Raw genomic sequence first — 23865 nt, forward strand, 5'->3', positions numbered from 1 at the left:
CCTACGCATCTCACGAGACCGCGACGGTGACCTGAACGTGACCGGCAGGGCCTGGCAGGACGACGGCACCCTCTCGGCCCGCTACTGGAGCGAGGCTGCGAAGGAGCGTAGGGATCCGGCCGGCATCCTCTACTTCTGGAAGGGCGAGCGCCCTCGGCACGCGAATGCCCCTCAGCTCGAGGGCACCGGCGAGATCAGGGTGGAGACCCCCGATCGCGCGACGGGGTACTGGACCACACGGTCGGATCGCGACCCCGGGCTGAATGCCCGCACCTCCGGCATCTATCTTCGAGCCGACCCCTCAGACCTCGACGTGCTGGACGGCGGGAGCGAGGAGGAGCGCGCCCATCTCATCGCGGAGCGCCTCCGCGAGTGGAAGTCCTCCGCGAACGCATTCTGAGCACTACCCATGCCGTCCCTGCCCGACGACATGAACGCCGGCGAGCTCCGCTCGCGCTGTCCCACCGGCAAGCGCCCCTGAGGCTGCAGATGCTGTCCGTGCACGGAGCGCGGCGATGTTCGCGCCCAAACCGTCCACACAGAAGTCACCAGCTGCTGCACCGCCGCGGACGGCGTGTCAGGAGTCCGTGTCCACGCCGGCGCGGTCGAGCTCGAGTTGGCGGAGCTCGATTCGGCGAATCTTGCCGGTGAGCGTCTTCGGCAGCCCCGGTACGAATTCGACACGGCGCGGGTACGCGTACGCCGAGAGGCGTTCGCGGACGTGGCGCTTGATCTCGTCGGTCAGCGCCTCCGACGGCTCGTATCCGTCTGCGAGGACGATGAACGCCTTCACGACGTTGCCCCGGAGCTCGTCGGGCGACGCGACGACTGCTGCCTCGCGAACCGCTGCATGCTCGAGGCACGCCGATTCGACCTCGAACGGGCCGATTCGGTACCCCGCTGCGATGATCACGTCGTCGGCGCGTCCGACGTACCAGATGTAGCCGTCCTCGTCCTGGACGGCGGCGTCCTTTGTGTGAAACCACTCACCGCCGAAGGTCTCCACGCTCGCTTCGTCGTTGCGCCAATACCCGAGCGGGTAGTGCGGGTTCGAGCGGGCGCGCAGACAGATCTCGCCTCGCTCCCCCTGTTCGACCGGTTGCTCGTCCTCGTCGAGGAGCTTCACGTCCCAGCCCGGCATCGGCCTGCCCATCGAGCCCTCACGCACCTCGAGAAACGGGTAGTTCGCGACGAGTGGATACGACTCGGTCAGGCCGTAATAGTCGAGCACGGTCACGCCGTACTGCTCGCGAAACCAGCGGATCGCCTCCGGATTCAGCGGCTCTCCCGCCGAGCACACGCGGCGGAACACCTGCGGGTAGCGTGTCCCCGCATCCTCGACCGCCATCATCGAGCGCATCGCCGTCGGCGTCGTGAACACGTTCGTCACCGAGTGCCGGCTCAGAAAGTCAAGCTGCTCGTGCGGGTCGAAGCCGCCCTCGCGCCGGTAGACGCACTGCAGCGCGCCGAGCCGCCATGGGCCGAGCAGCGGCGCGATGCCCGCGGCCCAGGCCCATTCGCCCATCCCGTGGAAGCGCTCGCCGTCCCGTAGCTCGTGGCAGTAGAGGAACTCCTCGTGGCCGAGGATGTAGCGGTGCGCGTGGACGATCCCCTTCGCGAGCCCCGTCGTCCCGGACGTGTAGTACAGCTGCGCAGGGTCGTCGGCCGCGGTGTCGGCGCAAACGAAATCCGTCGGGGCCGCTGCCAGGGTATCGGGCTCGAGCACGAGCGTGTCCGGCGCCCACGGTCGGTCGAAGCGCGGCGCGTTGCCGGGATCGGTGACGAGCAGTTTCGCGCCCGAGTCCGAGAGCCGATGCTCGATCCCATCGTCCCCGTACAGCACGGACATCGAGAGCAGGATCGCGCCGAGCTTCCAGACTCCGAAGAAGGTCGCAGCCGCCTCGGGCGTCGGCGGCAGGACCACCGCGACCCGGTCGCCCTGCGTGACGCCGCACGCAGCCAGCGTGTGCGCCGCCTGGTTCGCCAGGTCCTGCAGCTCGCCCCACTCGAGCTCACGGGTCGAACCGTCGAAGCTCTCCCACACCATCGCCGGCTTGTTACGCGCGTGCTTGTCGCAGACATCGGCGGCGATGTTGTACCGCGCCGGCACCTCCCAGCGATGACCTGCGCAGATCTCGTCGTAGCTCGTCGCGCTCATCGCTACTCACTCCAGCCTAGTCCTGGCCAGCGGCTTGGACCGCGAGCCGCTCTCAGCCGAGCGCCATGCCTTCGGCTGCCGCGGAGGGGGCGGGATCGGGGAGCCGCATCATGCGGAATGCGTTGACGATGCCGACCAGCGATGCGAGGAGCGCAACGAGGAGCGCGACCTGGAGGGCGAGGTGGCGGGCGTCCGTGTTGATGCTGAGGATCTCCTCCTGGATCGCCGGGGGCTGACCGGCGAGGAGCCCCTCCAGCTGCGCGTCGCTCATCACCTGCGCGTCCTCTTCGAGCACGTCGGCGACGCGCTGCTGGTCGGCCGGCGGGAGGACGGTGCTCGACTCGGCCATGTTCGTGAACGAGATCGACAACGTGGCGAGCATGATCGCGCCGGCGAACGCGAGCCCGAACGAGAGGCCGAACGACCCGGTCGCCGACGTGACGCCCGCGGCCTCGCCGACGCGCTCCTCCGAGATGGGAGCGAGGGCGTAGTTGTTGAGCTGGGAGGCGAGCAGTCCGAGGCCGGCGCCCGAGAGCATGAGCGGGACGATCAGGTGCCAGCCGGAGTCCGCCCGCGGCACCAGCGGGATGAGGATCACGATCGACGCCGCGAGCAGCACGAAGCCCGCTCGGACGATGCCGCTCGGCCGCCGCCTCCCGGCTCTCCGGCCTGCGAGGAGCGCGACCCCGAACATGGTGAGCGACAAGGGGGCGAGCGTGATGCCGGCCTCGAGCGCGTTGTATCCCCAGACGAGCTGCAGGTAGATCGGGAGGGCGATCAGCATGCCCCCCAGGGCGACCTGCTGGAGGAAGATCTGGGAGACGCCGATGCTGAACACCTTGGAGGCGAACAGCGTCGGATCGAGCAGCGTCGGCTTCCCCTCGCGCTTGCGGCGGACGAGCCAGTAGACCAGGCCGGCCATCGCCGCCGCTCCGATCGCGAGCAGCAGCGCCACGGATTCGCCGCCCTCCTGCCAGACGAGGACGCCGACGACGAGTCCGCCCATGCCGATCACGGAGAGCAACGCTCCGACGACGTCGACCGATCGATCACCGGTGTACGGCACGTCACGGATGCCACGGCTTCCGACGACGACGACGGCGATGATGAGCGCCTCGATCAGGAAGCCGACGCGCCACGACACGACGGTCGTGACGAAGCCTCCGATCAGGGGCCCGATCGCAGCGGCGATCGCCCCGGACGCACCGACCAGCGCAAAGACCTTCGCGCGCGTCTTCCCTTCGAAGTTGCCGTGGATCAGCGACTGCATCGCGGGGAGATACAGCGACGCTCCGAGGCCGCCGACAATCGCCCAGAAGACGATGATCGCCGCGAGCCCCTGCGCGAACACCATCGCGAGGGCCCCGACGGCGTAGAAGACCATGCCGACGACGAAAGCCCGTTTGCGCCCGACCAGATCACCGACCTTGCTGCTGATCAGGATGAACGCGGCGGACACGAGTGCCTCGATCGCCACAGCCGACTGGACACCGCTGACCGTTGTGTCGAGATCCTGGACGACCGCCGAGATCGACACGTTCATGAACGACGTGTCGATCACGAACACGAACATCGCCGCCGCCAGAAGAATGGCCTGACGAGGAACGCCGCTGGAGCTCTCGGCCGGATCCACGCTCACCACCCGCCACCCGCGACGGCGCGGCTACGACATGTCCGGCTGGACAACGACGCTCGAGATACGGTCACTCTCCGGTGCACCTGCGCCCTCCGGCGCCAGGCCCTCCGGCGATGACGACCGCGAGGGGCAGGGTGGGTACCGGGATGCGCGGACGCTCCAGTCGGGGGTCGCGCGGGATCGCCGCTGCAGCCGGTTTCTCCACCAGCCGAACCTAACCGGCCCATCGATGGGCATCAAGAGGGGGAACGACGACAGCGGCGTGCGTGAGGCCGGTCGGGGGTCCACGCGTGCACGGGTCGGAGTGAGACAGGGCCCTGACCCGTCCCCTCACGATCGTTGCATCGAGGGGCAGGTACCCTCCGCACCGGTCACTGTCTCGCGTGGCGCGCGTGCGCGCGTAGGGAAGAGAAAAGGCGCCCGCCCCGCGAGCCAGGTCGAGGGCGGCGAGTTGTCATCTCGCCGAGAGAGTGGAAGGAGCTGCACATCACCGACAGGGAGACCCTGAAGAGCGCGCCGAAGCTTTCGTTCGACACCGGCGGCGAGTTCATCCGGCAGACGCGTCGCGAGGTCGACGAGTACCTGTCCGATCCTCGTACCGTCGCACGCGGCCGAGCGGCGCTGTATGCCAAGGGCGTCGTCGCGTTCGCGGTGCTGGTCGGCTCGTGGCTGATTCTCGTTCTCGGCCACCCCGGCCTGTGGCTCGGTCTGCTCTGCTTCGGCGGGCTGGTTCTCGGGACGTCGCTGATCGCGTTCAGCGTGATGCACGACGCCAATCATGGCGCGTACTTTCGAACACGCCGCCTGAACCATCTGATGGGCTGGACCGCCGATGCGCTGCTCGGGCTCTCGAGCTATGCGTGGCGCGTGAAGCACAACGTCGCCCATCACACGTATACGAACGTCGACGGCTACGACGCCGATATCACGCAGGTGCCTTTCGCGAGGCTGGTGCCGGGACAGCTCCCCCGCCCCTGGTACCGACTGCAGCACTACTACATCTGGGCGCTGTACTGCTTGATGGCGCTCCGCTGGCAGACGGTCGGCGACGTCGCCGCCTTCGCTCGCGGGAGCATCGGGACGAGCACGCTGCGCATGCCTCGACGTTGGGACCTCGCCGGTCTCCTGGGCGGGAAGATGATCTTCGTCGGCTGGGTGATCGTCGTGCCGATGCTCGTCTACCCGTGGTGGGCTGTCGTCTGCGCCTATCTCGTCTACTCGATGACCGTGAGCCTGATCATGGCTGTGACCTTCCAGCTCGCACACTGCGTCGAGGAGGCCGACTTCGCCTCCGCCGAGCAACTGACCTCCGAGCGGCGGATCTGGGCGGTACACGAGGTCGAGACGACGGTCGACTTCTGCCCGCGCAACGCGGTCCTCGGCTGGTTCGTGGGAGGCCTCAACTACCAGATCGAGCATCACCTGTTCCCGCGGGTGCAGCACACGCACTACCCGCAGATCGCCAAGATCGTCCAGCGCAACGCTGAGCGTCACGGTGTCCGTTACGTCACCCAGCACTCGTTGCGTGCAGCCCTCCGGTCGCACTTCAGGCACCTTCGCACGATGGGGCGGAACGGTGTCCCGGTCGCGCTCGACATGGGCTGACCTCCGGCCGGTCTACGGCGTCCAGCCCTTTCAGCTTCGTCCGCGCCACACTCCGCCACCCTGCGAGGCGGCGCGGACCGTTCTCGGGCCGTCGGCGTCGCACGTCTGAGGGCGACGCGTGGCGAGGCGCCGTCGGGGAGCCGTCGGGGAGCCGGAACTGTCCTACGGAGCGGCGCCGGAGTCGAACCGACCGAGCGTGGGGCTGCCACACCGCACAGGTTTTGAAGTCTTGGAGAGGTAGAGCGTCGTATCGCGCACGGACGCTGGCCTTGGAGGTGGGCAAAGCCGACGTGCCACGGCGTTTGCCACAGTCAAACGGCGATCCTTGGCTCTGGCGACAGGAGACTCGGACAGGCGACTGTCCTCCCGTTGGTTGGGCACGTCGAGTCGCGGGGGCGTAGGTTCTCCGTGCCAGGTGCGCATAGGCGCTGCCGGCTGACCAGAGGGAGTAACGATGCCCACCGTGTTTGGCTATCACGACGTGAAGGACAGGGATCACTGGCTCGCCTCGCCCAAGCGTGAGGAGTTCTTTGGCCCGCTCGGCGTCACGAACATCCGGACGTTCGTCGACCCGCAGAACCCCACGAGAGTCGGCTTGCTGATGGACGTCCCGGACATGGAAACCCTCCAGACGGCGATGGACACGGAGGGGGCGGCCGAAGCCATGGCGCATGACGGGGTCCTTCCGGAAACGCTCGTGATCCTCGTTGAGGCATGACCGAACCCTTGCATGCCCCGCAGCGCCCGTGGTCGGCGCCGCGCTGACCACATCCCCACACGCAACCGCGGTGAACGGAGGACCTGATGGATCATGCGGCCGCGATGAAGCGCTTGTACGACCTGATCAACGCTGGAGATATCGACGGGTTTGGCGAGCTCCTGGCGGATGACTTCGTTGAGCACGAGGAAATGCCGGGACTGGAGCCGAGCAAAGAAGGGGTCAAGCAGCTCTTCCACATGTACAGGGCCGCGTTTCCCGATCTGCGCATGGAGGTGCAGGACGTCCTCGTGAGCGGTGACAAGGCGGTCGCGCGCGTTCGTGCGACCGGAACACACCAGGGCGAGTTCCTGGGGATGCCCGCCACCGGCAAGCGCGTCGCCGTCCAGTTGATCGACATCACCCGGTTCGGCGACGACGGGCTTGCCCGCGAGCACTGGGGCGTCTTCGACGCGCTGACGCTGATGCAACAGCTGGGTGCTATCCCGCAAACTCCCCCCGGATAGATCATCGGCCTCGCCGCCCGTCGCGGAGGCGACAGCAGCGACTGAGGCGACTGACTGCACGAACCTCGAGCGACATTCCCGCACGCTCGGGCATCCAGCGCTTGACTCTCCGGGCTCTCGCAGCGCGTCGGCTTCCGGCTTTCCACTCGGATTGATGGCGTCGTAGGACGCCCCACGGCTAGCTGACGGGGATCCAACCGTGTGTGACCCGAGCAACAGCCCGCCGGGCAGCGGCTGGCGCGCAGCAAGCCCGAGCAGGAGCAGGCCGTGTTCAGGCAGATCATCGACAGCGTCACGCCCTACCGCTCGGCCGCCGAGTGGATGTTCCATCAGGGCTTCGATTCCGCGAGCGTGGTCGACATCGCGGCAAACTGGCACGAGCACCACAAGGCCGCGCTCGGATCCAACGACGTCGCCGAGTCGACCGTTCGCGAGAACGCGCTTGCGTTCAACCTGGCGGACGCGGCGGGACTGGGCAAGCTCGTGCTCGGGCGACGCAACAACCCGACGCGGCTCGTCGTCGACAAAGGGGCACTGAAGGCCTACATCGAGGCGGGCCCCACCGCACCGCCGTGGGCCGCTACCGGAGAAGAGACCGACGAACCGACCGACGTCCAGGAGGCGGAAGACGTGCTTGCCCCGGAGGACGCCGGCAGTGAAACGGAAGAAGCTGAGCCGGAACCTCTCGCGCCGCCGCACGCGCAGGAGCATCGCGCTTTCATCTCGCATGGCAAGAACACAGCGATCGTCGAGCAGGTGGAGACAATGCTCGAGCTCGCTGACATCGAGTCCGAGATCGCCGAGGCGGAGGAGACAACGGCGATCCCAGTGCCGGAGAAAGTGCTCAACGCAATGAGGCGCTGCACTGCGGGGATCATCGTGTGCAGCGTCGAGGAGAGCCACAAGGACGCTGCCGGCAACTACATGCTCAACGACAACGTCCTCATCGAGATCGGCGCGGCGTTCGTCCTCTACGACAAGCGTGTCGTTCTCGTGTGGGACAAACGCCTTCCGGTCCCGTCCAACCTGCAGGGTCTCTACCGCTGCGAGTACGAGGGCGACGACCTGTCGTGGAGCGCGGGCATGAAGCTCATGAAGGCGATCCGCGGCTTCAAGAAATAGTCATCGTGTGCTGTGTCGGGCTCTCACCGAGGCGTCCGGCACAGACCACGCCCTGGCTGGCTCTCGCCACATCGCCACCACAGTCCACGGCTTCGCGATGCGGTTCCGAGCGGTCTCGAGCGGCCCGCGGTGCTGGTCGCTCGTCGAGCCGTCCGGCTGGGCGACGTTCGTCGCCGAGCCGAGATCGGCTTAACGGAGCGGCGCCGGAGTCGAACCGACCGAGCCGTGGGCTACACGACCGCACAGGTTTTGAAGACCTGCTGGGCCACCGGGCCCGTGCCGCTCCGCCGCCGAGGCTACCGGCGGGACGACCCCGAGCTCGCGTCGCCGGTCAGTTCGAGACGGCGACGGTGACCGAGCGCGTCGCTCGGTTCCCTCTGCGGTCCCACGCGGTGACGGTCAGCCGGTAGCTGCCGTTGGCGAGCAGGCGGGTGTTCCAGAAGCGCCGACCGCCCGGGCCGGCGAAGAGCCGCAGCACCGTCCTCCCCGCGCACGGGGCCGGTGACTGTTGGACGCACCGCTTCGCGCCCAGGTTCTGGCGCGTCCGGGGGGCGAAGTGCCCGGCGAACGCCACGCTCGGCTCGATGACCGTCACCTCCTCGCCCTTCCCGAGCACCCGATCGCCGCGGAACACGTCGCGGTCGAGGAGCGCGGCAGGGCGGTTCGCCCGGCTGAGTGTCAAGCGCACGCGGTACGGGTGGTGGGGCGCGTAGAGCCCGGCGCGCGGGCCGGCGAACCAGCCGCGGAAGGACTGCGGGTCGTCGATCTCCGCGCGGACGTCGACGAGACCGTGGAGCGCCGTCGCGGGTAGCTCGACCCCGCGGGCGGGCGCGACCACCACGGCGCCGTCCTCCTGCAACGTCGTGGGAGCGGGCTCGAAGAACCGGATCGAGCGGATGGCCGGCCTGGCCGTGTCGACGAAGGGCGCGAGCTTGCCGCCGGGATGAAGCGGGTCGATCCACGTGCGCACCCCTCCGACCTCGACCCACTCCGAGAGATGGACGTGCCACAGGTCCTTGCAGGTCCAGCCGATCGGCTGGCCCGGGGCGACGACCTGGCCGGACACCACGGTGCCGACCGGGTCGACGTGCCAGTAGGCGAAGTGGCCGACCCGCACGATCCGGTTCACGCAACCGACCGCGGCGACGTTCGGCGCCAGGGACACCGTCCCACCCTCTACCGCATGGACGCGATGCGTCCGGCCAGGGGGCGCGCCCGCCTCGGGGAGGTCGTCTCGCACGCTGATGTCGAGGCCGATGTGGTAGCCGCTCGGCCGCGGGTCGTCGAGGGAGCCGCGGATCGGGTGCTGGCGGTGGAGCGGCGTGACCGGCCACCCGCGCCACGTGTCGGCGTAGGCGTACGCGTGCGTCAGGGCGCCGGGAACGGGAGCACCGGCTACCCCGCCGGTCGTTGCGCGGGCGCCCGACTGCGCGAGCAGGAGCACGACCAGGCCGAGTGCGAGGACTGGGAGGCGGAGCATGACGTCAGTCGGGGCCCGGGATCGTGCGAGCGCCGGCCCTCCCGAGTCTACGAGGGCCCTTTGTCGTCGGACCGCCACCCCTTGGTACGCGGCTCGATCTGTCCGTACGATCGCCTCGTGGCCCACCTGCGCTTGATCGACCCGGACGACGCCGGGGGACCGCTCGCCGAGGAGTACGAGGCCGCGATCGGGCGGGCGGGAAAGGTGTTCAACATCGTCCGCTCGATGAGCCTCGGCCCGGAGGTGCTCCACGCCTCGATGGAGCTCTACAAGGCGATCATGTTCGGCCCCTCCCCGCTCAGCAGGCAGGAGCGCGAGCTGCTCGCGACCGTCGTCTCCGCCGAGAACGAGTGCTACTACTGACGGCGCTCGCACTCCGACGACCTCCGTGCCGAGGGCGCCCCAGACGAGCTGGCGACACATGCGGAGCACGACTGGCGTCGCGCCGATCTCGACGAGCGAACGCGCGCCCTCTGCGACTACGCCTGCAGGCTGACGCACGTGCCGTCCGCGGTCGGCGCCGAGGACGCCGACGCGCTGCGGGCCGTCGGCCTCGACGACGCGGCGATCCACGACGCGATCCAGGTGATCGCGTACTTCAACTACATCAACCGGATCGCCGAGGGCGTCGGGACCGATCCCGAGCCCGAGTGGGAGCCACGCACGTACGACCCCCCGCGTGGGCCCCGCTAGTCGAGAGCGGCCTTGATCTTCGCGATCGCTCCGGCCTCGGGCTGATCGCCGCCGCCGGCCGCCTTGCCGACCGCCTCGGCGAGCTGCAACACGAAGACGCGGTAGGCGTCGAGCTCGTCGGGCGCCTTGCTGCGGAGGGTCTCCACAGCCGCGCCCAGAGCGGCGACCGTCTCGGCCTCCACCTCGGGAGGAGAGTCGGTCAGGCCGAAACCCCCGGGGCGCTCCGACGCGAGGTCGCGGACGAGCTGGCTCGCGTCGTCACGGGCCCCGGCGAGGTGCTTGGCCAGCGAGGACGCCTCCTTGAACGTGTCGAAGAAGCCCCGGTCGCTGACCGCGACGAGCAGACCGGCGCCCGTGGCGCCCTTTCGTAGCTGCTCCCACTCCTGCTCCGTGAAGTCGGGCTTTCCGGCCACGTCGGGCCTCCTCTCCGGACGACGACGCGCACATCCTCGCAGCGCGAGGCGTCACCGTGCGTCGCGTGCCGACCGACGCAGCACGCGACGGTCGCCGATGCGTCGGGTGAGCCCGTCGACGTCCATCCGCTCGAGCAGGAGCTGGGCGTCTCGGCGGCCGACGCCGGCGAGGTCGCGGAACCGAGCGAGGGTGACCTCTCCGTCCGCGCCGCACTCGGTCACGACGAGGTCGCGCGCGACCTCGTAGGCGCCTGCGCCGACGGCGAAGCCGTCGCCGAGTCGCACCAGCCGGCCGTCCGACTCGAGGAACCGGGCGAGCTCGGCATCGTCGACCTTCGTCGCCGCCAATCCGCCGGCGGCGAGCGCCCGCTCGAGCGCCTCGGCAGCGTCGCTGCGCGCACCGAGCGAGGCGGCCGTGCCGGGGAGCACCACCTTCGCCCCACGGCGCTCGACAGGAAGCAGGTCGAGCACGGCCGCGGCCCACGGCTCGGCCGGCAGGAGCTCGGCGAGCACGAGCCCCGGATCGAGCGGCGACCGCTCGGCCCGTGCGCGCAGGCGCCCCTCGACCTCAGCAGCCGTCTCCTCCAGCCACGTGTCCGAGAACGCCCACCCGTCGACGACGCGAACGGCGTCGAGGCCCTCCTCGAGCTCCGCTCCGCCGAGCAGGGCTCGCGCGGCGAGCTGCTCGACGCTCACCGGAGCGTGGACGAGCGCCCGGACGATCGAGGCGGGATCGGCCTCGCCGAGCAGCCTGTCGCGCTCGGCGTCCACGCGGCGCGGCGGTGCGGGGTCGAGCACGACACCGCCGCCCACGGTGGTCTCGCCCCGGAGGACGACGCGGTCGCCCCGCGCCGCGACGACCGGGCCGGCGAGGCGGAGCTGTGCATGCCGGTCACCGACGCGCACGACGCGCGCCGGGATCCTGCTCGTCCCGTGGTGGACGGACAGCCGGGCGCCGTTCGGGATCGGCTCCAGCTCCTCGAGGGCGACCTCCAGCCGGTACGAGCGAGGAAACGACGCGGCCGCGACGAGCGCGTCCCCGCGACGGACGTCCTGAAGCTCGACGCCGGGGAGGCTGACCGCCACGCGCTGCCCGGCCTCGGCGCGCGGGACCGCGGTGTCGTGTACCTGCACCGACCGGACGCGGACGTCCCGACCGGCCGGCTCGAGCCTCAGGCGGGCGCCCTCGGCGATCGCGCCCGACCACAGCGTGCCGGTGACGATCGTGCCGATGCCCTGGAGCGTGAACACCCGGTCGACGTAGAGGCGCGTCGGGAAGCCCGCGCTGCGCTGGGTCGTCCCGCTCGCGGCCGAGCCGAGGGCTGTCCGCAGCTCGTCGAGGCCGACTCCGGTGATGCCGCTGACCGCGACGACCTGCGCCTCGGGAACGAGCTCCTGTGCCTCCTCGAGCGCGAGCTCGAGGGTCTCGGAGTCGACGGCATCGGCCTTCGTGACCGCCACGACGCCGCGGTCGACACCGAGGAGACGCAGGATCTCGAGGTGCTCGTGCGTCTGCGGCCGGGCGCCCTCGGCGGCGTCGACGACCAGGAGGAAGAGGTCGATCCCCGTCGCGCCCGCGACCATCGTCCGGACGAACCGCTCGTGACCGGGGACGTCGACCAGCGAGAGCGTGCGCCCGTCGGGCAGCGCGAGCGGCGCGTAGCCGAGGTCGATCGAGATCCCGCGCGCGCGCTCCTCCGGTAGGCGGTCGGTGTCCTTGCCGGTGAGCGCGCGGACGAGCGTCGTCTTGCCATGGTCGACGTGCCCCGCGGTACCGACGGTCAGCGCCATGGCTCGCGCGACCTCGGGAGCTCGTGTCGGGTCAGCACGAGCTGGAATCACAGAGCGCAGTGGGGCTCGGGATGCGCTGGTGTCGATTCAACACAACGCCCGGCGTGCCCGCAGGACCGCCCGCGCAACTTCGTCGACATCCTCCCCGCGCAGGGTGCGCGCATCGAGGAGCAGACGGCCATCGCGGACGATCCCGACGACCGGCGGCTCCCCGAGCCGCAGCTGCGCGGCGAGCGCCTCCTCGATCGCGCACGCGGCGCTCGGCAGCTCCGCGAGCGGGAGCGCGCCTCCGCCGACCCGGGCGACCGTCTCCTCCACCTCGCCCCCGACAAGCCCGGCGAGGCGCTCGGCACGCGCCCGCACCTGCTCGAGCGGCTCGTCCAGCATGCGCAGCACGGGAACCTCCCGCCGGGCCCTGGGGAGGTCCGAGAACAGCTCGAGTGTCCCTTCGAGCGCGGCCAGAGTGAGCTTGTCCGCGCGCAGCGCGCGCTGGAGCGGGTGACGACGAAGCCGCTCGACGAGGCCGGCACGTCCCACGACGATGCCCGCCTGAGGACCACCGAGCAGCTTGTCGCCCGAGAAGCAGACGAGGTCGGCGCCGGCGGCAACGCTCTCCGCAGCGGTGGGCTCGTCGCCGACATCCAGGAGCGCCCCCGATCCGAGGTCGTCGACGAGCGGTAGTCCGGCTCGCTTCGCGATCCGCGCCAGGTCTCCCGTCGCGACCGACGCCGTGAAGCCGACGATCCGGTAGTTCGACTGGTGCACGCGCAGAAGCGCTGCCGTCCCGGGGCCGATCGCGCTCTCGTAGTCCGCCGCTCGTGTCCGGTTCGTCGTGCCGACCTCCACCATGCGCGCGCCGGAGCGCGCGAGGACGTCGGGGATCCGGAACCCGTCACCGATCTCGACGAGCTCGCCCCGCGAGACGACGACCTCGCGGCCCTCCGCGAGCGCGGCGAGGGCGAGGAGGACCGCCGCCGCGTTGTTGTTGACCACGAGCGCAGCCTCGGCCCCGGTCAGGCGGCGCAGCGCGTCGGCGACATGCTCCTGTCGAGATCCTCGTGCGCCCGTGTCGAGGTCGAGCTCGAGGTTCGAGTACGCCCCGCCGACCTCGCCCACCCGCGCGAGCGCCGAGGGTGCAAGCGGCGCCCGGCCGAGGTTCGTGTGGACGATCACCCCGGTCGCGTTCAGCACCCGTCGCAGGGAAGGAGCGCGAAGGCGCTCGAGCTCCGCGCGGGCAGAGGCCGTCACGTCGCCGGGGTCGTCGCCGGCCTGGATCGCCTCCCGCGCGCGGTGGAGGGCACGACGGGCAGCCTCCGTCGCGAGCGACCGCGGGGCTGCCGCGAGGGCGTCGTCGGCGAGCAGCCGGTCGACCGAGGGAAGGCCGCGCAGGTGCACGGTCTCAGTCTAGGAACTGCCGAGCCGGGGAATCACCTCGCGCAGGAGGGCGACGAGGTCGCCCGCGGCCCGTGCACCCACCTCGAGCACCTGCTCGTGGTCGATCGGGTCGGGCGAGACGCCCGCGGCCGCGTTCGTCACGCAGGAGAGCGCGAGGCAGCGGATCCCCATGTGCCGCGCGGCGAGCACCTCGGGCACGGTGGACATCCCCACCAGGTCCCCGCCGAGCGCCCGGATCATCCTGATCTCGGCGGGCGTCTCGAACGCCGGCCCGAGCCACGCTGCGTAGACACCCTCGCCGAGCTCGAGCCCGAGCCTTCCGGCGGCTTCGCCCGCGAGCGCGCGGTACTCGGGGTCGTAGGCATCGGACATGTCGGGGAAGCGAGGCCCGAGCGTGTCGTCGTTCGGGCCGATCAGCGGCGAGGAGCCCTGGAGGTTGAGGTGGTCGGAGATCGCGACGAGCCGCCCCGGCTGGAGCGACGGGTCGATCGCGCCGCAGGCGTTCGTGAGCACGAGGCTGCCGATCCCGAGCCTGCCGAGGACGCGCACGCCGAAGACGACCTTCGCCGGCGGAACCCCCTCGTACAGGTGCGCGCGGCCCTTCATCACCGCCACCGGGGCGCCGCCGAAGTGACCGAGGACGAGCGTGCCGCTGTGACCGACCGCCGTCGACCGCGGCCAGCCCGGGATCTCGCCGTACGGGATCGCGACCGCTTCCTCGACTGCGTCCGCAAAGCCCCCCAGCCCGCTCCCGAGCACGACCCCGACGGCCGGCTGCACGGCGGTCTGCGCCCGGATCGCGGCGAGGGCCTCCCCGAGGTCGTCGCTCAGGTCGAGCCCTCCTCGCGGCGCGAGCCGATCACCGCGACGATCCGCTCGACCGCCTCGGCCGGCTCGTCGGTCAGATACAGCAGGTCGAGGTCACCCGACGAGACGTACCCGTCCGCGAGCATCTCCTCGCGTAGCCACTCGACCATCTCCTCCCAGTAGTCCGAGTCGAACAGGACGACCGGGAAGGTGCCGATCGTCCCTGTCTGGATCAGGGTCAAGGACTCGTACAGCTCGTCCATGGTGCCGAAGCCGCCCGGGAAGATCACGAACCCCTCGGCCGCCTTCACGAACATGACCTTCCGGGCGTAGAAGTGCTTGAAGGTCAGCGCGATGTCGCAGTACCCATTCAGCCCCTGCTCGTGCGGGAGCACGATGTTGAAGCCGACGGAGAGGCCGCCGCCGTCCTTCGCCCCGCGGTTCGCGGCCTCCATCACGCCCGGGCCACCGCCGGTCACGACGGCAAGGCCGGTCTCCGCGAAGAGCCGAGCGGTCTCGCGTGCGGCCTCGTAGGTGGGCGACCCGTCCGGGACGCGGGCGGAGCCGAAGATCGAGACGGCCGGGCGATCGATCTGCTGCACCGCCTGGAAGCCGGCGAGGAACTCGGACGCGATCAGCGAGACGTCGCCGGCGAACGTCTCCTGGGAGCGCCGCAGCACGCGGCGGTCGAGCCCGCTCGGCTGGCTCACAGGCGATCCTGCGGGACGTGGGCGACGAGCATCCCGAGGACGAGCCCGGCCACCGTGATCACCGAGACCAGCACGACCACGCCGGCGAGCCGCCGCGCCCGCGTCGGGCTCGCCGCGCCTCCGCCCGCGCGCAGGACGCGCCAGGAGCGGAGCACGTGACCCCCGTCGAGGATCCCGATCGGAGCGAGGTTGATGAGGTTCAGCAGGAACCCGGCGTAGGCGAGCGCGCGCAGCAGGTCGGAGTCGAGCGACTCCGCCGCCGCCAGGCACGCCGCGGCGCCGATGCCGCCCGCGATCGGCCCGGCGAGCGAGACCCGAGCGTTCACCCAGGGGTCGAAGCGCATGTTGCGCAGCGCCACGTATGCGCCGAGGAACGGGATGAAGACCGGAAGCTGAGGGTCGAGCCCCAGCCGACGGGCCTCCACGTAGTGGCCCAGCTCGTGGACGAGGATCAGCAGGACGACGCCGATCGCGAACGACCAGCCCCAGATGAGCGCGTAACCGCCGACGGCGAGGAAGATCCCGAAGAACTTCAGGGTGAAGGCGCCGAACTTGACGATCAGCCCGATCGCGACCACGAGCGGCGCGAGCAGCTTGCCGAGCAGCGATCGCCGCGAGCGGTCGTGCTCCGAAGGAAGCGTGCGCGGCTCCGGTGCGGTGACCGGGTCGAGGTCGCGGTAGCGCGGATCGCTCACGGCGAGCCGGCTCCCGAGGCGCGTGACCGGTTCAAGAGCCCTGCCCGATCCATTCCTCGCCGCCCACGTACAGCTCCTTCTTCCAGAGGGGCACCGTCTGCTTGAGGGTGTCGATCGCGTCGCGGCAGGCGTCGAACGCGGCGGCCCGGTGCGGCGCGGACACCGCGATCACGACGCTCGTCTCTCCGATCTCGACCGGGCCGACGCGGTGGTGGATCGCCATCTCGAGCACCTCGTGGCGCTCGCACACCTCCCGCGCGATGCGCTCCATCTCGGCCTCCGCCATGCCCTCGTAGGCCTCGTACTCGAGGCGGATCACGTCGCGGTCGCGAGACCGGGCACGGGTCGTGCCCACGAACGTCGCGATCGCCCCGGCCCGGTCGGAGGCAACCTCGGCGGCAACGCTCTCGATCGAGAGCGGGTCCTTCGAAAGGCGGAACGCGCCGCCGGAGACGGGCGGGATCAGCGCCACCTCGTCGCCGTCGGCCAGCGGCGTCCCGCGCTCGACGTACGAGCGGTTGACGGCATACACGAGCCCCGACGGCTCCTCGCCGAGGCCGAGCGCCGGCCACACGTCGTCGATCGAGGCCCCGTCCGCCAGCTCGAGCGCCCGCTCCCGCGCGCCCGCCTGCTCGCGCAGCGCGGCGAAGAGCTTCACAGCGACCTTCACGCCGGCCAGCGTATCCGGCGGGTGGCGCCCGACGCGGTGTCATGTTACATGTCTCCCATGGCGACTCTCCTTCCCCGCGCGAACCTCAACGACCAGGTCTACGACACCCTGCGCCAGCGGATCCTGATGCGGGACCCCGGCCCGGGAGCGAAGCTCAGCCTGCACGAGCTCGCGGCCGAGCTGGGCGTCTCACGGAGCCCCGTCCACCACGCGCTCACCCGCCTCGTGTCCGAGGGCCTCCTCACGGTCAAGGCACGCCGGGGCTACTTCGTGACGCCGGTGAACGCCCAGGCGCTGCTCGAGGGCTACGAGGTCAGGCTGGCGCTGGAGCTCCACGCCGCCGACGTCGCCGTCGACACCGCCTCCGACGAGCAGGTCGCAGAGCTCCGCCACCTCCACGAGGCGACCGTCGAGGCGATCTCGCACGACGAGTGGGACGTCGCGAACGCGGCGTTCCACGACGCCCAGGTGGAGCTCGCGGGCAACAGGCTTCTCTCCCGCTTCTACAGCGAGCTGTCCGTGAACCTGATGATGCAGGTGATCCGGGGCGGCCGGGTCGAGCGCCACGAGCATCTCGTGACCGAGCACGAGGCGATCGTCGCCGGCTTCGAGTCCCGCGACCGGGCGGCGGTGCGTAGGGCGATCACCCGCCACGTCGAGTCCGGGCGCCGCATCGCCCTCGAGGCGGTCGAGCGCGCGGGCGGGGCGCTCTAGCCCGCTCTCCGCTCCGATCCGCGCCTGCCGCGGGCGCCTGTACCCGCCCGCCACGAGGTCGCGACTGCCGTCCGTCCACGAGGGAGGCGGCACGGACGGCTACCCCGGCCGAACGTAGGATCAGCGGTATGGCCACCACGCCCGAGCGGCGCCTGACCGAGTCCGGGATCGAGGTGAAGCCGGTCTACGGCCCCGAGGACGCCTCAGGCCCCGCGGAGGAACCCGGTGAGTTCCCGTTCACGCGCGGCCCGTATCCGGACATGTACCGGGGCCGGCCGTGGACGATGCGCCAGTACGCGGGCTTCGGCTCGGCGGACGAGACGAACGCCCGGTTCAGGACGCTTCTCTCGCGAGGCCAGACGGGGCTCTCGGTCGCGTTCGACCTCCCGACGCAGCTCGGCTACGACTCGGACGACCCGGCGGCGGAGGGCGAGGTCGGCCGCACCGGGGTCGCGATCGACTCGGTCGAGGACATGGCCCGCCTGACGGCAGGGATCCCGCTCGGCGAGGTGTCGACGTCGATGACGATCAATGCGCCCGCGGCGCTGCTCCTCCTCTGCTACGAGCTCGCCGCCGCCGAGCAAGGCGTCCCCGGCGAGGCGCTCCGCGGCACGGTGCAGAACGACATCCTCAAGGAGTACGTCGCCCGCGGCAACTACATCTTCCCGCCGCGCCCCTCGATGCGCCTGACGACCGACCTGTTCGCGTACTGCGCGGAGCGCATCCCGAAGTGGAACACGATCTCGATCTCCGGCTACCACATCCGGGAAGCGGGGTCGACGGCGGCGCAGGAGCTCGCGTTCACGCTCGCGAACGGGATCGCCTACTGCCAGGCGGCGGTGGCGGCGGGCCTCTCGCCCGACGACTTCGGAGCGCACCTCTCCTTCTTCTTCAACGCGCACAACGACGTGCTGCAGGAGGTGGCGAAGTTCCGCGCCGCGCGGCGGCTGTGGGCTGGGATCATGCGCGGCCGCTTCGGCGCGACGAGCCCCAGGGCGCAGGCGCTCCGCTTCCACGCCCAGACGGGCGGATCGACCCTCACGGCGCAGCAGCCGGAGAACAACCTCGTGCGCATAGCCGCCCAGGCGCTCTCCGCGATCTACGGAGGCGCCCAGTCGATCCACACGAACGGCTTCGACGAGGCGCTCGCATTGCCGACCGAGCGGTCGGCCACCCTCGCGCTGCGCACGCAGCAGGTCCTGATGCACGAGGCCGGGCCGACGGCCACCGCCGACCCTCTCGGCGGCTCGTGGTACGTGGAGTCGCTCACCGACGAGCTCGAGCGCCTCGCGACCGAGCTGATCGAGCGGATCGACGACCTCGGCGGTGCGGTCGCCGCGATCGAGGCGGGCTGGATGCAGGGGCAGATCGAGGAGTCGGCCTACCGCTGGCAGCGTGAGGTCGAGAGCGGCGATCGCGTGATCGTCGGCGTCAACCGCTTCACGACCGACGAGCCCGAGCGGGTCGAGCTCCACAGGCTCGACCCGGAGATCGAGCGGGCCCAGCGCGCGCGGACGCAGGCCCTCCGTGCATCGCGTGACGCGACAGCCGTCGAGTCCGCCGTCGCGGAGGTGCGGCGGGTCGCAGGGTCCGGCGAGAACCTCCTCCCCGCTCTCCGCGAGGCCCTCGGCGCGCGGGCCACGATCGGGGAGCTCTGCGGTGCTCTCCGGGAGCTCTGGGGCACCTACGACGCGTCCTGAGGGGTCGAAGCCTCCCCGTACCATGACGCGCGTGCCGAGCGGGGTCGTCAGCTCACGTGTGCTCGTCCTCGCAGCCGGGGCGCTGGTCGCACTGGGCGTGCCCGCGCTGCTCGCGCTCTCGTCGAGCGGAAGCGCTCCCGCCGCGACGGCGGCCGCGCCGGACTTCGCGAGGGACGTCGCGCCGATCGTCCGGGAGACATGCCTCGGCTGCCACCGCGACGGGGGCATCGCGCCCTTCGCCTTCCGCACCGAGCGCGACCTCGCAAGCCGCGCCTCGCTGATCGTGGCCGCGCTCACGGAAGGCCGTATGCCGCCGTGGCCGCCTTCTGCCCGCTCCCCCGCCTACCTCGGCCAGGCCGCCCGCACCCTCGACCGCCGCGAGCGGGAGACGCTCGTCCGGTGGGCTCGGTCGCAGCTCGTCCGCCCTGGGCCGGCTCGTCGCGGGACACCGCTGGCGCCGAAACCCACCCCGGAGAGGGCCTTCCCGGGGGAGACCCGCCGCGAGGTCGCCATGCCCGCGGCGTACCGGCCCGCGGGCGCGAACGGGTCGACCGACGACTACCGCTGCTTCCTTCTCGACCCGAAGCTCACGAACGACGGGTTCGTCACCTCGGCCCGCATCGTCCCCGGCGCGGCCGCGCTGGTGCACCACGTGATCCTCTACCGGCTGCCCGCGGCAGCGGTCGGCGAGGCGCGACGTCTGGACGGACGAACGCCCGGCCACGGTTGGACGTGCTTCGGCGGGCCCGGGGTCGGCGGGGGCACGAGCGGGGGAAGAGGCTTCCTCGACGACGCAGGCTGGATCGCGGCGTGGGCGCCGGGCTGGGGCTCCGACCGGCTGCGCACGGGCACCGGGATCGAGATGCCCGCGGGGAGCCGGATCGTGATGCAGGTGCACTACAACCTGCTCAACGGCAGGCGGCCAGACCGGTCGCGGGCCGTCCTCACGACGGTCCCCGCCGACAGGCGGCTGACTCCCGTCCAGACACTGCTCCTGCCCGCGCCGGTGGAGCTCGCCTGCCGGCGCGGCGAGAGCGGGCCGCTGTGCGAACGCACGGCGGCAGTCTTCGACCAGGTCGATCGCTTCGGTGCCGACTCGGCGCTCGTGGCGTCGGGCCTGCTCCTCCTGTGCGGCAAGGACGCCGCCCGTCCCGTCCCGAGCGTCGTGTCCTCGTGCGAGCGGAGGCTGGACCGGCCGGTCACGATCCAGGCGGTCGCGGGGCACATGCACCTCCTCGGCCGCTCGATCCGCGTCGAGCTGAACCCCGGCACACCCCGGGCTCGGCTCCTGCTCGAGATCCCGCGGTGGAGCTTCCACTGGCAGGCCTCCTACACGCTCCGGCGGCCGGTGGAGGCAGGGCCCGAGGACGTCCTGCGGGTGACGTGCCGGCACGATGCGCGCCTGCGCCGCGGCGAGCCGCGGTACGTCCTCTGGGGCGAGGGGACGACAGACGAGATGTGCCTCGGGGTCCTCCAGGTCACGCCGCGGTAGGAGCGTCGGTGCGCATCCTGCTCGTCTCCCAGATGTACCCGGGGCCGGACGCGCCGGCCCTCGGCACGTTCGTCGCCGAGCTCGAGGCCGGGCTCGCAAGCCGTGGCCACGAGCTTGCGCGGGCGGTCGTCGACCGGCGCGGCGGGCCCTCGCGGCATGCGGTGCTCGCGCGTGACGTGGCGACGACGGCGAGGCGGTTTCGGCCGGACGTCGCCTATGCGCACTTCCTCGTGCCGGCCGGCCTGCTCGCCGTCCTCGGCGGCCGTGCGCCGACCGTCGTCACCGCGCACGGCCAGGACGTCGAGAACGCCCTCACCTCCCGGATCGTGCGCGCCGCCACTCGTCTCACCGTGCGCCGGGCCGCAGGCGTGATCGCCGTCTCGCACTGGCTTCGCGACCGGCTCGAGTCGGCGGTGCCCGAGGGCCGCGGCCGCATCGAGGTGATCGACTGCGGCGTCGACCTCGAGCGCTTCGCGCCCGCCGACGCCCGCGCGGCCCGGGAGGAGCTCGGCTGGCACGTCGAGGGCACCGCCTTCCTCTGCGCCGGGTCGCTCACCGAGCGGAAGAACGTGCTCCGCCTGGCCCGCGCATTCGCCCGCCACGGCGAGGGGACGCTCGCGTTCCTCGGGGAGGGGCCGCTGCGCGGCGCGCTCGAGGGCCGCCCCGGCATCCGGCTCGCCGGCACCCTCCCACACGACCGGATCCCACATTGGATCGCCGCCGCGGACGTCGTCTGCCAGCCGAGCCTCGTCGAGCCGTTCGGCCTGGTGACGCTCGAGGCGCTGGCGGGCGGCCGCTCGGTGGTCGCCACCAGGGTCGGGGGCCCGCCCGAGTTCGTGCCGCCGGAGGCCGGCGTTCTGGTCGACCCGGCCGACGAGCTAGCGCTCGCCGCCGCGCTCGCGAACGCCGCGGCCATGCCGCGCCCGAACCTCGCCGGACGCGCCGTGGCCGAGCGCCACGACATCCACGGCCAGGTGTTGCGGATAGAGGCGGTCCTGGAGCGAGCCGCGGGGGCGCCCGCCGTCGCGGGCGCCCCGGCCGTCGACGGCTAGGCGGCGGGAGCGCCGCCCCGGCGGACGGCGTCGAAGTCGTCCCTGAGGTTCGTGTCCCCCTGGACGGCGATCTTGTGGGCGATCCACCCGAGGATCGCGCCGACGAACGGGAAGATCAGGTAGATCCAGAGATCGCTGAACTCCGTGCCCACCAAAGCGGGACCGAGGCTCCGCGCCGGGTTCACGGAGGAGCCGCTGATCGGGATGATCGCGACGTGGATGGCGAGCAGGGCGAGTGGGATCGCAAGCAGGGCCGTCCCACCGTAGGTGCCGCTCTTCGTCACCTGGAGGATGACGGCGACGAACAGCGCGGTCATCATGACCTCGACCACGATCGCGGCCCAGTTGTCGGATGCCTGGGTGGTCGTGGCCGCAACCGCCTCGTCGTTGAAGGCGATCAGCACGACCACGGAGGCGAGGATCGCCCCCACGACCTGCGCCACGACATAGCCGATCAGGTCGTCCATCGTGATGCGGCGATCGAGGAACGCGGCCAGTGAGACGGCGGGATTGAAGTGCCCGCCCGAGACCTCGCCGAACGCATAGAGGCCGACCAGGAGCGCCAGACCGAAGCCGAGCGCGATCGACACGATCCCGAGACTGTCGCCGGCGGACGCGGACACGATCGCGAACGAGCCCATCCCGACGAGCGCGAACGTGCCGAGCGCCTCGGCGAGGTACTTCTGGGTCTTCCCCATGGCTACTGGCTCCCTTCCGAGGTCGGAGACGGGAAAAGTCTGTCGAACCCGTCGGCTGGAACCGGCCGCGCTCAGACCCCGGAGGCCTTGTCCAGGTCCGCGAGGCGCACCTCGACGAGTGGGCGGACCGCGTCCTCCAGGCCCGCCTCGCGCGCCACGGCGAGCGCCTGCTCGTAGCTCTCGCGCACCTTCTCCGGCGCGACGCCCTGCTTCAGCCTGTTGTCGCCCGTCACGAGGAACCGCTGGATCCTCGCCCGTGCGTCGTCGCCGGCGGCCATCGCCCGAGCGTAACGACCTCACGACGCCGGTACCATGGCGCGGTCATGATCCCCGTCTTCGCGGTCCTCCAGGTCATTCTCGGCGCCGGCCTGATCGGGCTCGTGCTGATGCACTCCGGGCGCGACGCGGGCTTCGGCGGGATCGGGTTCACGCCCACCTCGCAGGGCGGCACGCACATCGTCGAGAGAAACCTGACGCGGCTGACGGTCGCCGTCGCGATCGTGTTCACGGCGAACACGATCGTGCTCTACCGCCTGCTCGCGTAACCCGTCGCGGCGGGCACCTCCCGCTATCATCACGTGTCCACGCGCTGGTGGCGGAATTGGTAGACGCGCCAGGTTGAGGGCCTGGTGGCCATTGCGGTCGTGGAGGTTCAAGTCCTCTCCAGCGCATGTCGCGCGGGGGAACCCCCCTGGTTCCCCCGCGCCTCCTCCAGCGCAGTACGCCGCAGTGCCGATCGGGCGTCGCCGCCGGCAACGTCGGCCTCCGGCCGCGCGCGGGCGGGCGTCGATCGCGCAGACGCCATTGACGTCGTCCGGAAGGATCCCTACCCTTCATGACGAACATACGTTCGTCGAACCCCACCAGGAGGCGACCCGTGCCGGCCGAGACACCTCTCACCGCGCGTCAACAGGAGATCTGGCAGTTCCTCGTCACGTACGTCGACGGACACGGCTATCCGCCCACCGTCCGCGAGATCGGCGAGGAGGTCGGGCTCGCGTCCCCCTCCACGGTGCACGCGCACCTCGCGAACCTCGAGCGCGTCGGGCTGATCCGGCGCGATCCCACCAAGCCGCGCGCGATCGAGCTGACCGGGCACCGGCGCGTCGAGTCGCCGGGGTCCGCGGACGTGCCGCGCCTGCCGCTCCTCGGGCGCGTCGCCGCGGGCAGCCCGCTGCTCGCAGAGGAGAACGTCGAGGACGTCGTCGCCGTCCCCGAGTCGATCGGCCGCAGCGCCGACTTCCTCCTCACCATCCACGGCGACTCCATGATCGAGGCGGGGATCCTCGACGGGGACACGATCGTCGTCCAGCGCCGTGACGACGCCCGCAACGGCGACGTCGTCGTCGCGCTCGTCGGCGACGACGAGTCCGCCGACGAGGCGACGGTCAAGACCTTCTACCGCGAGGCCGACGGCCGCGTCCGCCTCCAGCCGGAGAACGCCGCCCTCGAGCCGATCTATGCCGACCACGTGCAGATCCTGGGGAAGGTCGTGGGGGTGTTCAGGAGCCTCGGATGACCGCCCAGGTGACACCCCTCGCGCGGACGCTCGACCAGGAGCTGCTCGCGCTGTCCCGTGGCGCGAGCTTCGAGTGCCTCTGCTGCGGTGAGTTCGTGATGCGTCTGCGCGGCGTGCTCGCCTGCCCCGAGTGCCGGTCGCTCCTCGCCGACGGCCGCGAGGTCCCGGAGGTCGTGCTCCCGAGGACGGGCGCCGTGTCTGCGTGCTGAGCCGGTTGGCGCGGCGGCCGCCCCGCGCTACCTTTGGTGGAGCAGGCCGGGTGGCCGCGGGCGCGGGGACTGTCCCTCGGGA

At 71.2% G+C, this 23865-nt stretch carries 25 protein-coding genes, 2 tRNA genes and 1 pseudogene; 15 read left to right on the forward strand and 13 right to left on the reverse strand.

Annotation, left to right across the window (positions count from 1 at the left end; translation table 11 throughout):
• Positions 1-400: pseudogene (locus VFO26_RS13810) on the forward strand (nucleotide-binding protein); the annotation flags it as partial.
• A 177-nt stretch (positions 401-577) separates the two neighbouring features.
• Here VFO26_RS13810 and VFO26_RS13815 read toward each other — a convergent pair.
• Together VFO26_RS13815 and VFO26_RS13820 are read right to left on the reverse strand one after the other, a co-directional pair.
• Positions 578-2158, reverse strand: a complete 1581-nt coding sequence (locus VFO26_RS13815; RefSeq protein WP_325115615.1) for an acyl-CoA synthetase — start codon at positions 2156-2158, stop codon at positions 578-580.
• Between the two features lie 52 nt (positions 2159-2210).
• Positions 2211-3731 carry an MFS transporter gene (locus VFO26_RS13820; RefSeq protein ID WP_325115616.1) on the reverse strand — a complete coding sequence of 507 codons (1521 nt, stop codon included), beginning with the start codon at positions 3729-3731 and terminating at the stop codon, positions 2211-2213.
• Positions 3732-4133: 402 nt separating this feature from the next.
• Here VFO26_RS13820 and VFO26_RS13825 point away from each other — a divergent pair, with 402 nt between their 5' ends.
• From VFO26_RS13825 to VFO26_RS13840, 4 genes are all read left to right on the forward strand, one after another.
• Positions 4134-5399: an acyl-CoA desaturase gene (locus tag VFO26_RS13825; RefSeq protein WP_325115618.1), complete on the forward strand. Its 1266-nt coding sequence runs from the start codon at positions 4134-4136 to the stop codon at positions 5397-5399.
• 454 nt (positions 5400-5853) lie between these two features.
• On the forward strand, positions 5854-6117 hold the full coding sequence (locus VFO26_RS13830) for a hypothetical protein (RefSeq protein WP_325115619.1): 264 nt from the start codon (positions 5854-5856) through the stop codon (positions 6115-6117).
• A gap of 86 nt (positions 6118-6203) precedes the next feature.
• The gene (locus VFO26_RS13835; RefSeq protein WP_325115620.1) at positions 6204-6623 is read left to right on the forward strand and encodes an ester cyclase; all 420 of its coding nucleotides are present in this window, start codon (positions 6204-6206) and stop codon (positions 6621-6623) included.
• A 267-nt stretch (positions 6624-6890) separates the two neighbouring features.
• A complete protein-coding gene (locus VFO26_RS13840; RefSeq protein ID WP_325115621.1) occupies positions 6891-7745 on the forward strand; it encodes a TIR domain-containing protein in 855 nt (284 codons plus the stop codon).
• Positions 7746-7938: 193 nt separating this feature from the next.
• On the opposite strand, the gene VFO26_RS13845 is transcribed toward VFO26_RS13840, so the two are convergent.
• Both VFO26_RS13845 and VFO26_RS13850 read right to left on the reverse strand, forming a co-directional pair.
• A tRNA-Sec gene (locus VFO26_RS13845) sits at positions 7939-8031 on the reverse strand.
• Positions 8032-8076: 45 nt separating this feature from the next.
• Positions 8077-9225, reverse strand: coding sequence for a hypothetical protein (locus VFO26_RS13850; protein WP_325115622.1), 1149 nt, complete (start codon positions 9223-9225; stop codon positions 8077-8079).
• A gap of 117 nt (positions 9226-9342) precedes the next feature.
• Here VFO26_RS13850 and VFO26_RS13855 point away from each other — a divergent pair, with 117 nt between their 5' ends.
• Together VFO26_RS13855 and VFO26_RS13860 are read left to right on the forward strand one after the other, a co-directional pair.
• Entirely contained in the window at positions 9343-9588 is a 246-nt protein-coding gene (locus VFO26_RS13855) for a carboxymuconolactone decarboxylase family protein (RefSeq protein ID WP_325115623.1), read from the forward strand.
• A gap of 138 nt (positions 9589-9726) precedes the next feature.
• Positions 9727-9918, forward strand: a complete 192-nt coding sequence (locus tag VFO26_RS13860) for a hypothetical protein (RefSeq protein WP_325115624.1) — start codon at positions 9727-9729, stop codon at positions 9916-9918.
• Here VFO26_RS13860 and VFO26_RS13865 read toward each other — a convergent pair.
• The 7 genes from VFO26_RS13865 to VFO26_RS13895 form a co-directional block, all read right to left on the reverse strand.
• The gene (locus VFO26_RS13865; RefSeq protein WP_325115625.1) at positions 9915-10331 is read right to left on the reverse strand and encodes a hypothetical protein; all 417 of its coding nucleotides are present in this window, start codon (positions 10329-10331) and stop codon (positions 9915-9917) included. The genes VFO26_RS13860 and VFO26_RS13865 overlap by 4 nt on opposite strands.
• Positions 10332-10382: 51 nt before the next feature.
• Positions 10383-12122: a selenocysteine-specific translation elongation factor gene (gene selB, locus VFO26_RS13870; protein WP_325115626.1), complete on the reverse strand. Its 1740-nt coding sequence runs from the start codon at positions 12120-12122 to the stop codon at positions 10383-10385.
• An 87-nt stretch (positions 12123-12209) separates the two neighbouring features.
• Complete coding sequence (gene selA, locus VFO26_RS13875) at positions 12210-13511, reverse strand: L-seryl-tRNA(Sec) selenium transferase (RefSeq protein WP_414653101.1); 1302 nt, start codon at positions 13509-13511, stop codon at positions 12210-12212.
• A 15-nt stretch (positions 13512-13526) separates the two neighbouring features.
• Complete coding sequence (locus VFO26_RS13880; RefSeq protein WP_414653100.1) at positions 13527-14297, reverse strand: purine-nucleoside phosphorylase; 771 nt, start codon at positions 14295-14297, stop codon at positions 13527-13529.
• A 47-nt stretch (positions 14298-14344) separates the two neighbouring features.
• Positions 14345-15034 (reverse strand): TIGR00730 family Rossman fold protein, encoded by a 690-nt coding sequence (locus VFO26_RS13885; RefSeq protein WP_325115628.1) that lies wholly within the window; start codon positions 15032-15034, stop codon positions 14345-14347.
• The gene (locus tag VFO26_RS13890; protein WP_325115629.1) at positions 15031-15729 is read right to left on the reverse strand and encodes a site-2 protease family protein; all 699 of its coding nucleotides are present in this window, start codon (positions 15727-15729) and stop codon (positions 15031-15033) included. Before VFO26_RS13890 ends, VFO26_RS13885 begins: the two co-directional genes overlap by 4 nt.
• A gap of 31 nt (positions 15730-15760) precedes the next feature.
• Positions 15761-16399, reverse strand: coding sequence for a molybdenum cofactor biosynthesis protein MoaE (locus VFO26_RS13895; RefSeq protein ID WP_325115631.1), 639 nt, complete (start codon positions 16397-16399; stop codon positions 15761-15763).
• Positions 16400-16456: 57 nt separating this feature from the next.
• Between VFO26_RS13895 and VFO26_RS13900 the strand changes: the two genes are divergently transcribed.
• The 4 genes from VFO26_RS13900 to VFO26_RS13915 all read left to right on the forward strand — a co-directional run bounded on the left by VFO26_RS13900 (position 16457) and on the right by VFO26_RS13915 (position 21357).
• Positions 16457-17113, forward strand: a complete 657-nt coding sequence (locus VFO26_RS13900; protein WP_325115632.1) for a GntR family transcriptional regulator — start codon at positions 16457-16459, stop codon at positions 17111-17113.
• A gap of 128 nt (positions 17114-17241) precedes the next feature.
• Positions 17242-18813 (forward strand): acyl-CoA mutase large subunit family protein, encoded by a 1572-nt coding sequence (locus tag VFO26_RS13905; RefSeq protein ID WP_325115633.1) that lies wholly within the window; start codon positions 17242-17244, stop codon positions 18811-18813.
• Between the two features lie 31 nt (positions 18814-18844).
• A complete protein-coding gene (locus VFO26_RS13910; RefSeq protein ID WP_325115634.1) occupies positions 18845-20305 on the forward strand; it encodes a hypothetical protein in 1461 nt (486 codons plus the stop codon).
• Positions 20306-20313: 8 nt separating this feature from the next.
• Positions 20314-21357, forward strand: coding sequence for a glycosyltransferase (locus VFO26_RS13915; RefSeq protein WP_325115635.1), 1044 nt, complete (start codon positions 20314-20316; stop codon positions 21355-21357).
• On the opposite strand, the gene VFO26_RS13920 is transcribed toward VFO26_RS13915, so the two are convergent.
• The gene (locus tag VFO26_RS13920; protein WP_325115636.1) at positions 21354-22055 is read right to left on the reverse strand and encodes an MIP/aquaporin family protein; all 702 of its coding nucleotides are present in this window, start codon (positions 22053-22055) and stop codon (positions 21354-21356) included. The genes VFO26_RS13915 and VFO26_RS13920 overlap by 4 nt on opposite strands.
• Before the next feature lie 71 nt (positions 22056-22126).
• Positions 22127-22333, reverse strand: coding sequence for a hypothetical protein (locus VFO26_RS13925; RefSeq protein WP_325115637.1), 207 nt, complete (start codon positions 22331-22333; stop codon positions 22127-22129).
• A 45-nt stretch (positions 22334-22378) separates the two neighbouring features.
• Between VFO26_RS13925 and secG the strand changes: the two genes are divergently transcribed.
• The 4 genes from secG to VFO26_RS13945 all read left to right on the forward strand — a co-directional run bounded on the left by secG (position 22379) and on the right by VFO26_RS13945 (position 23783).
• Positions 22379-22600 carry a preprotein translocase subunit SecG gene (gene secG / locus VFO26_RS13930; protein ID WP_325115638.1) on the forward strand — a complete coding sequence of 74 codons (222 nt, stop codon included), beginning with the start codon at positions 22379-22381 and terminating at the stop codon, positions 22598-22600.
• A gap of 41 nt (positions 22601-22641) precedes the next feature.
• Positions 22642-22726: transfer RNA gene (locus tag VFO26_RS13935), tRNA-Leu, on the forward strand.
• 164 nt (positions 22727-22890) lie between these two features.
• Positions 22891-23574: a transcriptional repressor LexA gene (lexA, locus tag VFO26_RS13940; RefSeq protein WP_325115639.1), complete on the forward strand. Its 684-nt coding sequence runs from the start codon at positions 22891-22893 to the stop codon at positions 23572-23574.
• Complete coding sequence (locus VFO26_RS13945) at positions 23571-23783, forward strand: hypothetical protein (RefSeq protein ID WP_325115640.1); 213 nt, start codon at positions 23571-23573, stop codon at positions 23781-23783. Before lexA ends, VFO26_RS13945 begins: the two co-directional genes overlap by 4 nt.
• Positions 23784-23865: the final 82 nt, after the last annotated feature.

The sequence above is a fragment of the Gaiella sp. genome (assembly GCF_035710885.1).
In the GTDB taxonomy this organism is placed as follows: Bacteria; Actinomycetota; Thermoleophilia; order Gaiellales; family Gaiellaceae; genus Gaiella.

Bases quoted from the DNA above. Each gene is read 5' to 3' on its own strand.
- VFO26_RS13835 (WP_325115620.1), top strand. From the start codon at position 6,204: ATGGATCATGCGGCCGCGATGAAGCGCTTGTACGACCTGATCAACGCT.
- selB (WP_325115626.1), bottom strand. From the start codon at position 12,122: ATGGCGCTGACCGTCGGTACCGCGGGGCACGTCGACCATGGCAAGACG.
- VFO26_RS13925 (WP_325115637.1), bottom strand. From the start codon at position 22,333: ATGGCCGCCGGCGACGACGCACGGGCGAGGATCCAGCGGTTCCTCGTG.
- VFO26_RS13920 (WP_325115636.1), bottom strand. From the start codon at position 22,055: ATGGGGAAGACCCAGAAGTACCTCGCCGAGGCGCTCGGCACGTTCGCG.
- lexA (WP_325115639.1), top strand. From the start codon at position 22,891: ATGACGAACATACGTTCGTCGAACCCCACCAGGAGGCGACCCGTGCCG.
- VFO26_RS13830 (WP_325115619.1), top strand. From the start codon at position 5,854: ATGCCCACCGTGTTTGGCTATCACGACGTGAAGGACAGGGATCACTGG.
- VFO26_RS13815 (WP_325115615.1), bottom strand. From the start codon at position 2,158: ATGAGCGCGACGAGCTACGACGAGATCTGCGCAGGTCATCGCTGGGAG.
- VFO26_RS13945 (WP_325115640.1), top strand. From the start codon at position 23,571: ATGACCGCCCAGGTGACACCCCTCGCGCGGACGCTCGACCAGGAGCTG.
- VFO26_RS13820 (WP_325115616.1), bottom strand. From the start codon at position 3,731: ATGTTCGTGTTCGTGATCGACACGTCGTTCATGAACGTGTCGATCTCG.
- VFO26_RS13850 (WP_325115622.1), bottom strand. From the start codon at position 9,225: ATGCTCCGCCTCCCAGTCCTCGCACTCGGCCTGGTCGTGCTCCTGCTC.
- VFO26_RS13905 (WP_325115633.1), top strand. From the start codon at position 17,242: ATGGCCACCACGCCCGAGCGGCGCCTGACCGAGTCCGGGATCGAGGTG.
- secG (WP_325115638.1), top strand. From the start codon at position 22,379: ATGATCCCCGTCTTCGCGGTCCTCCAGGTCATTCTCGGCGCCGGCCTG.
- VFO26_RS13900 (WP_325115632.1), top strand. From the start codon at position 16,457: ATGGCGACTCTCCTTCCCCGCGCGAACCTCAACGACCAGGTCTACGAC.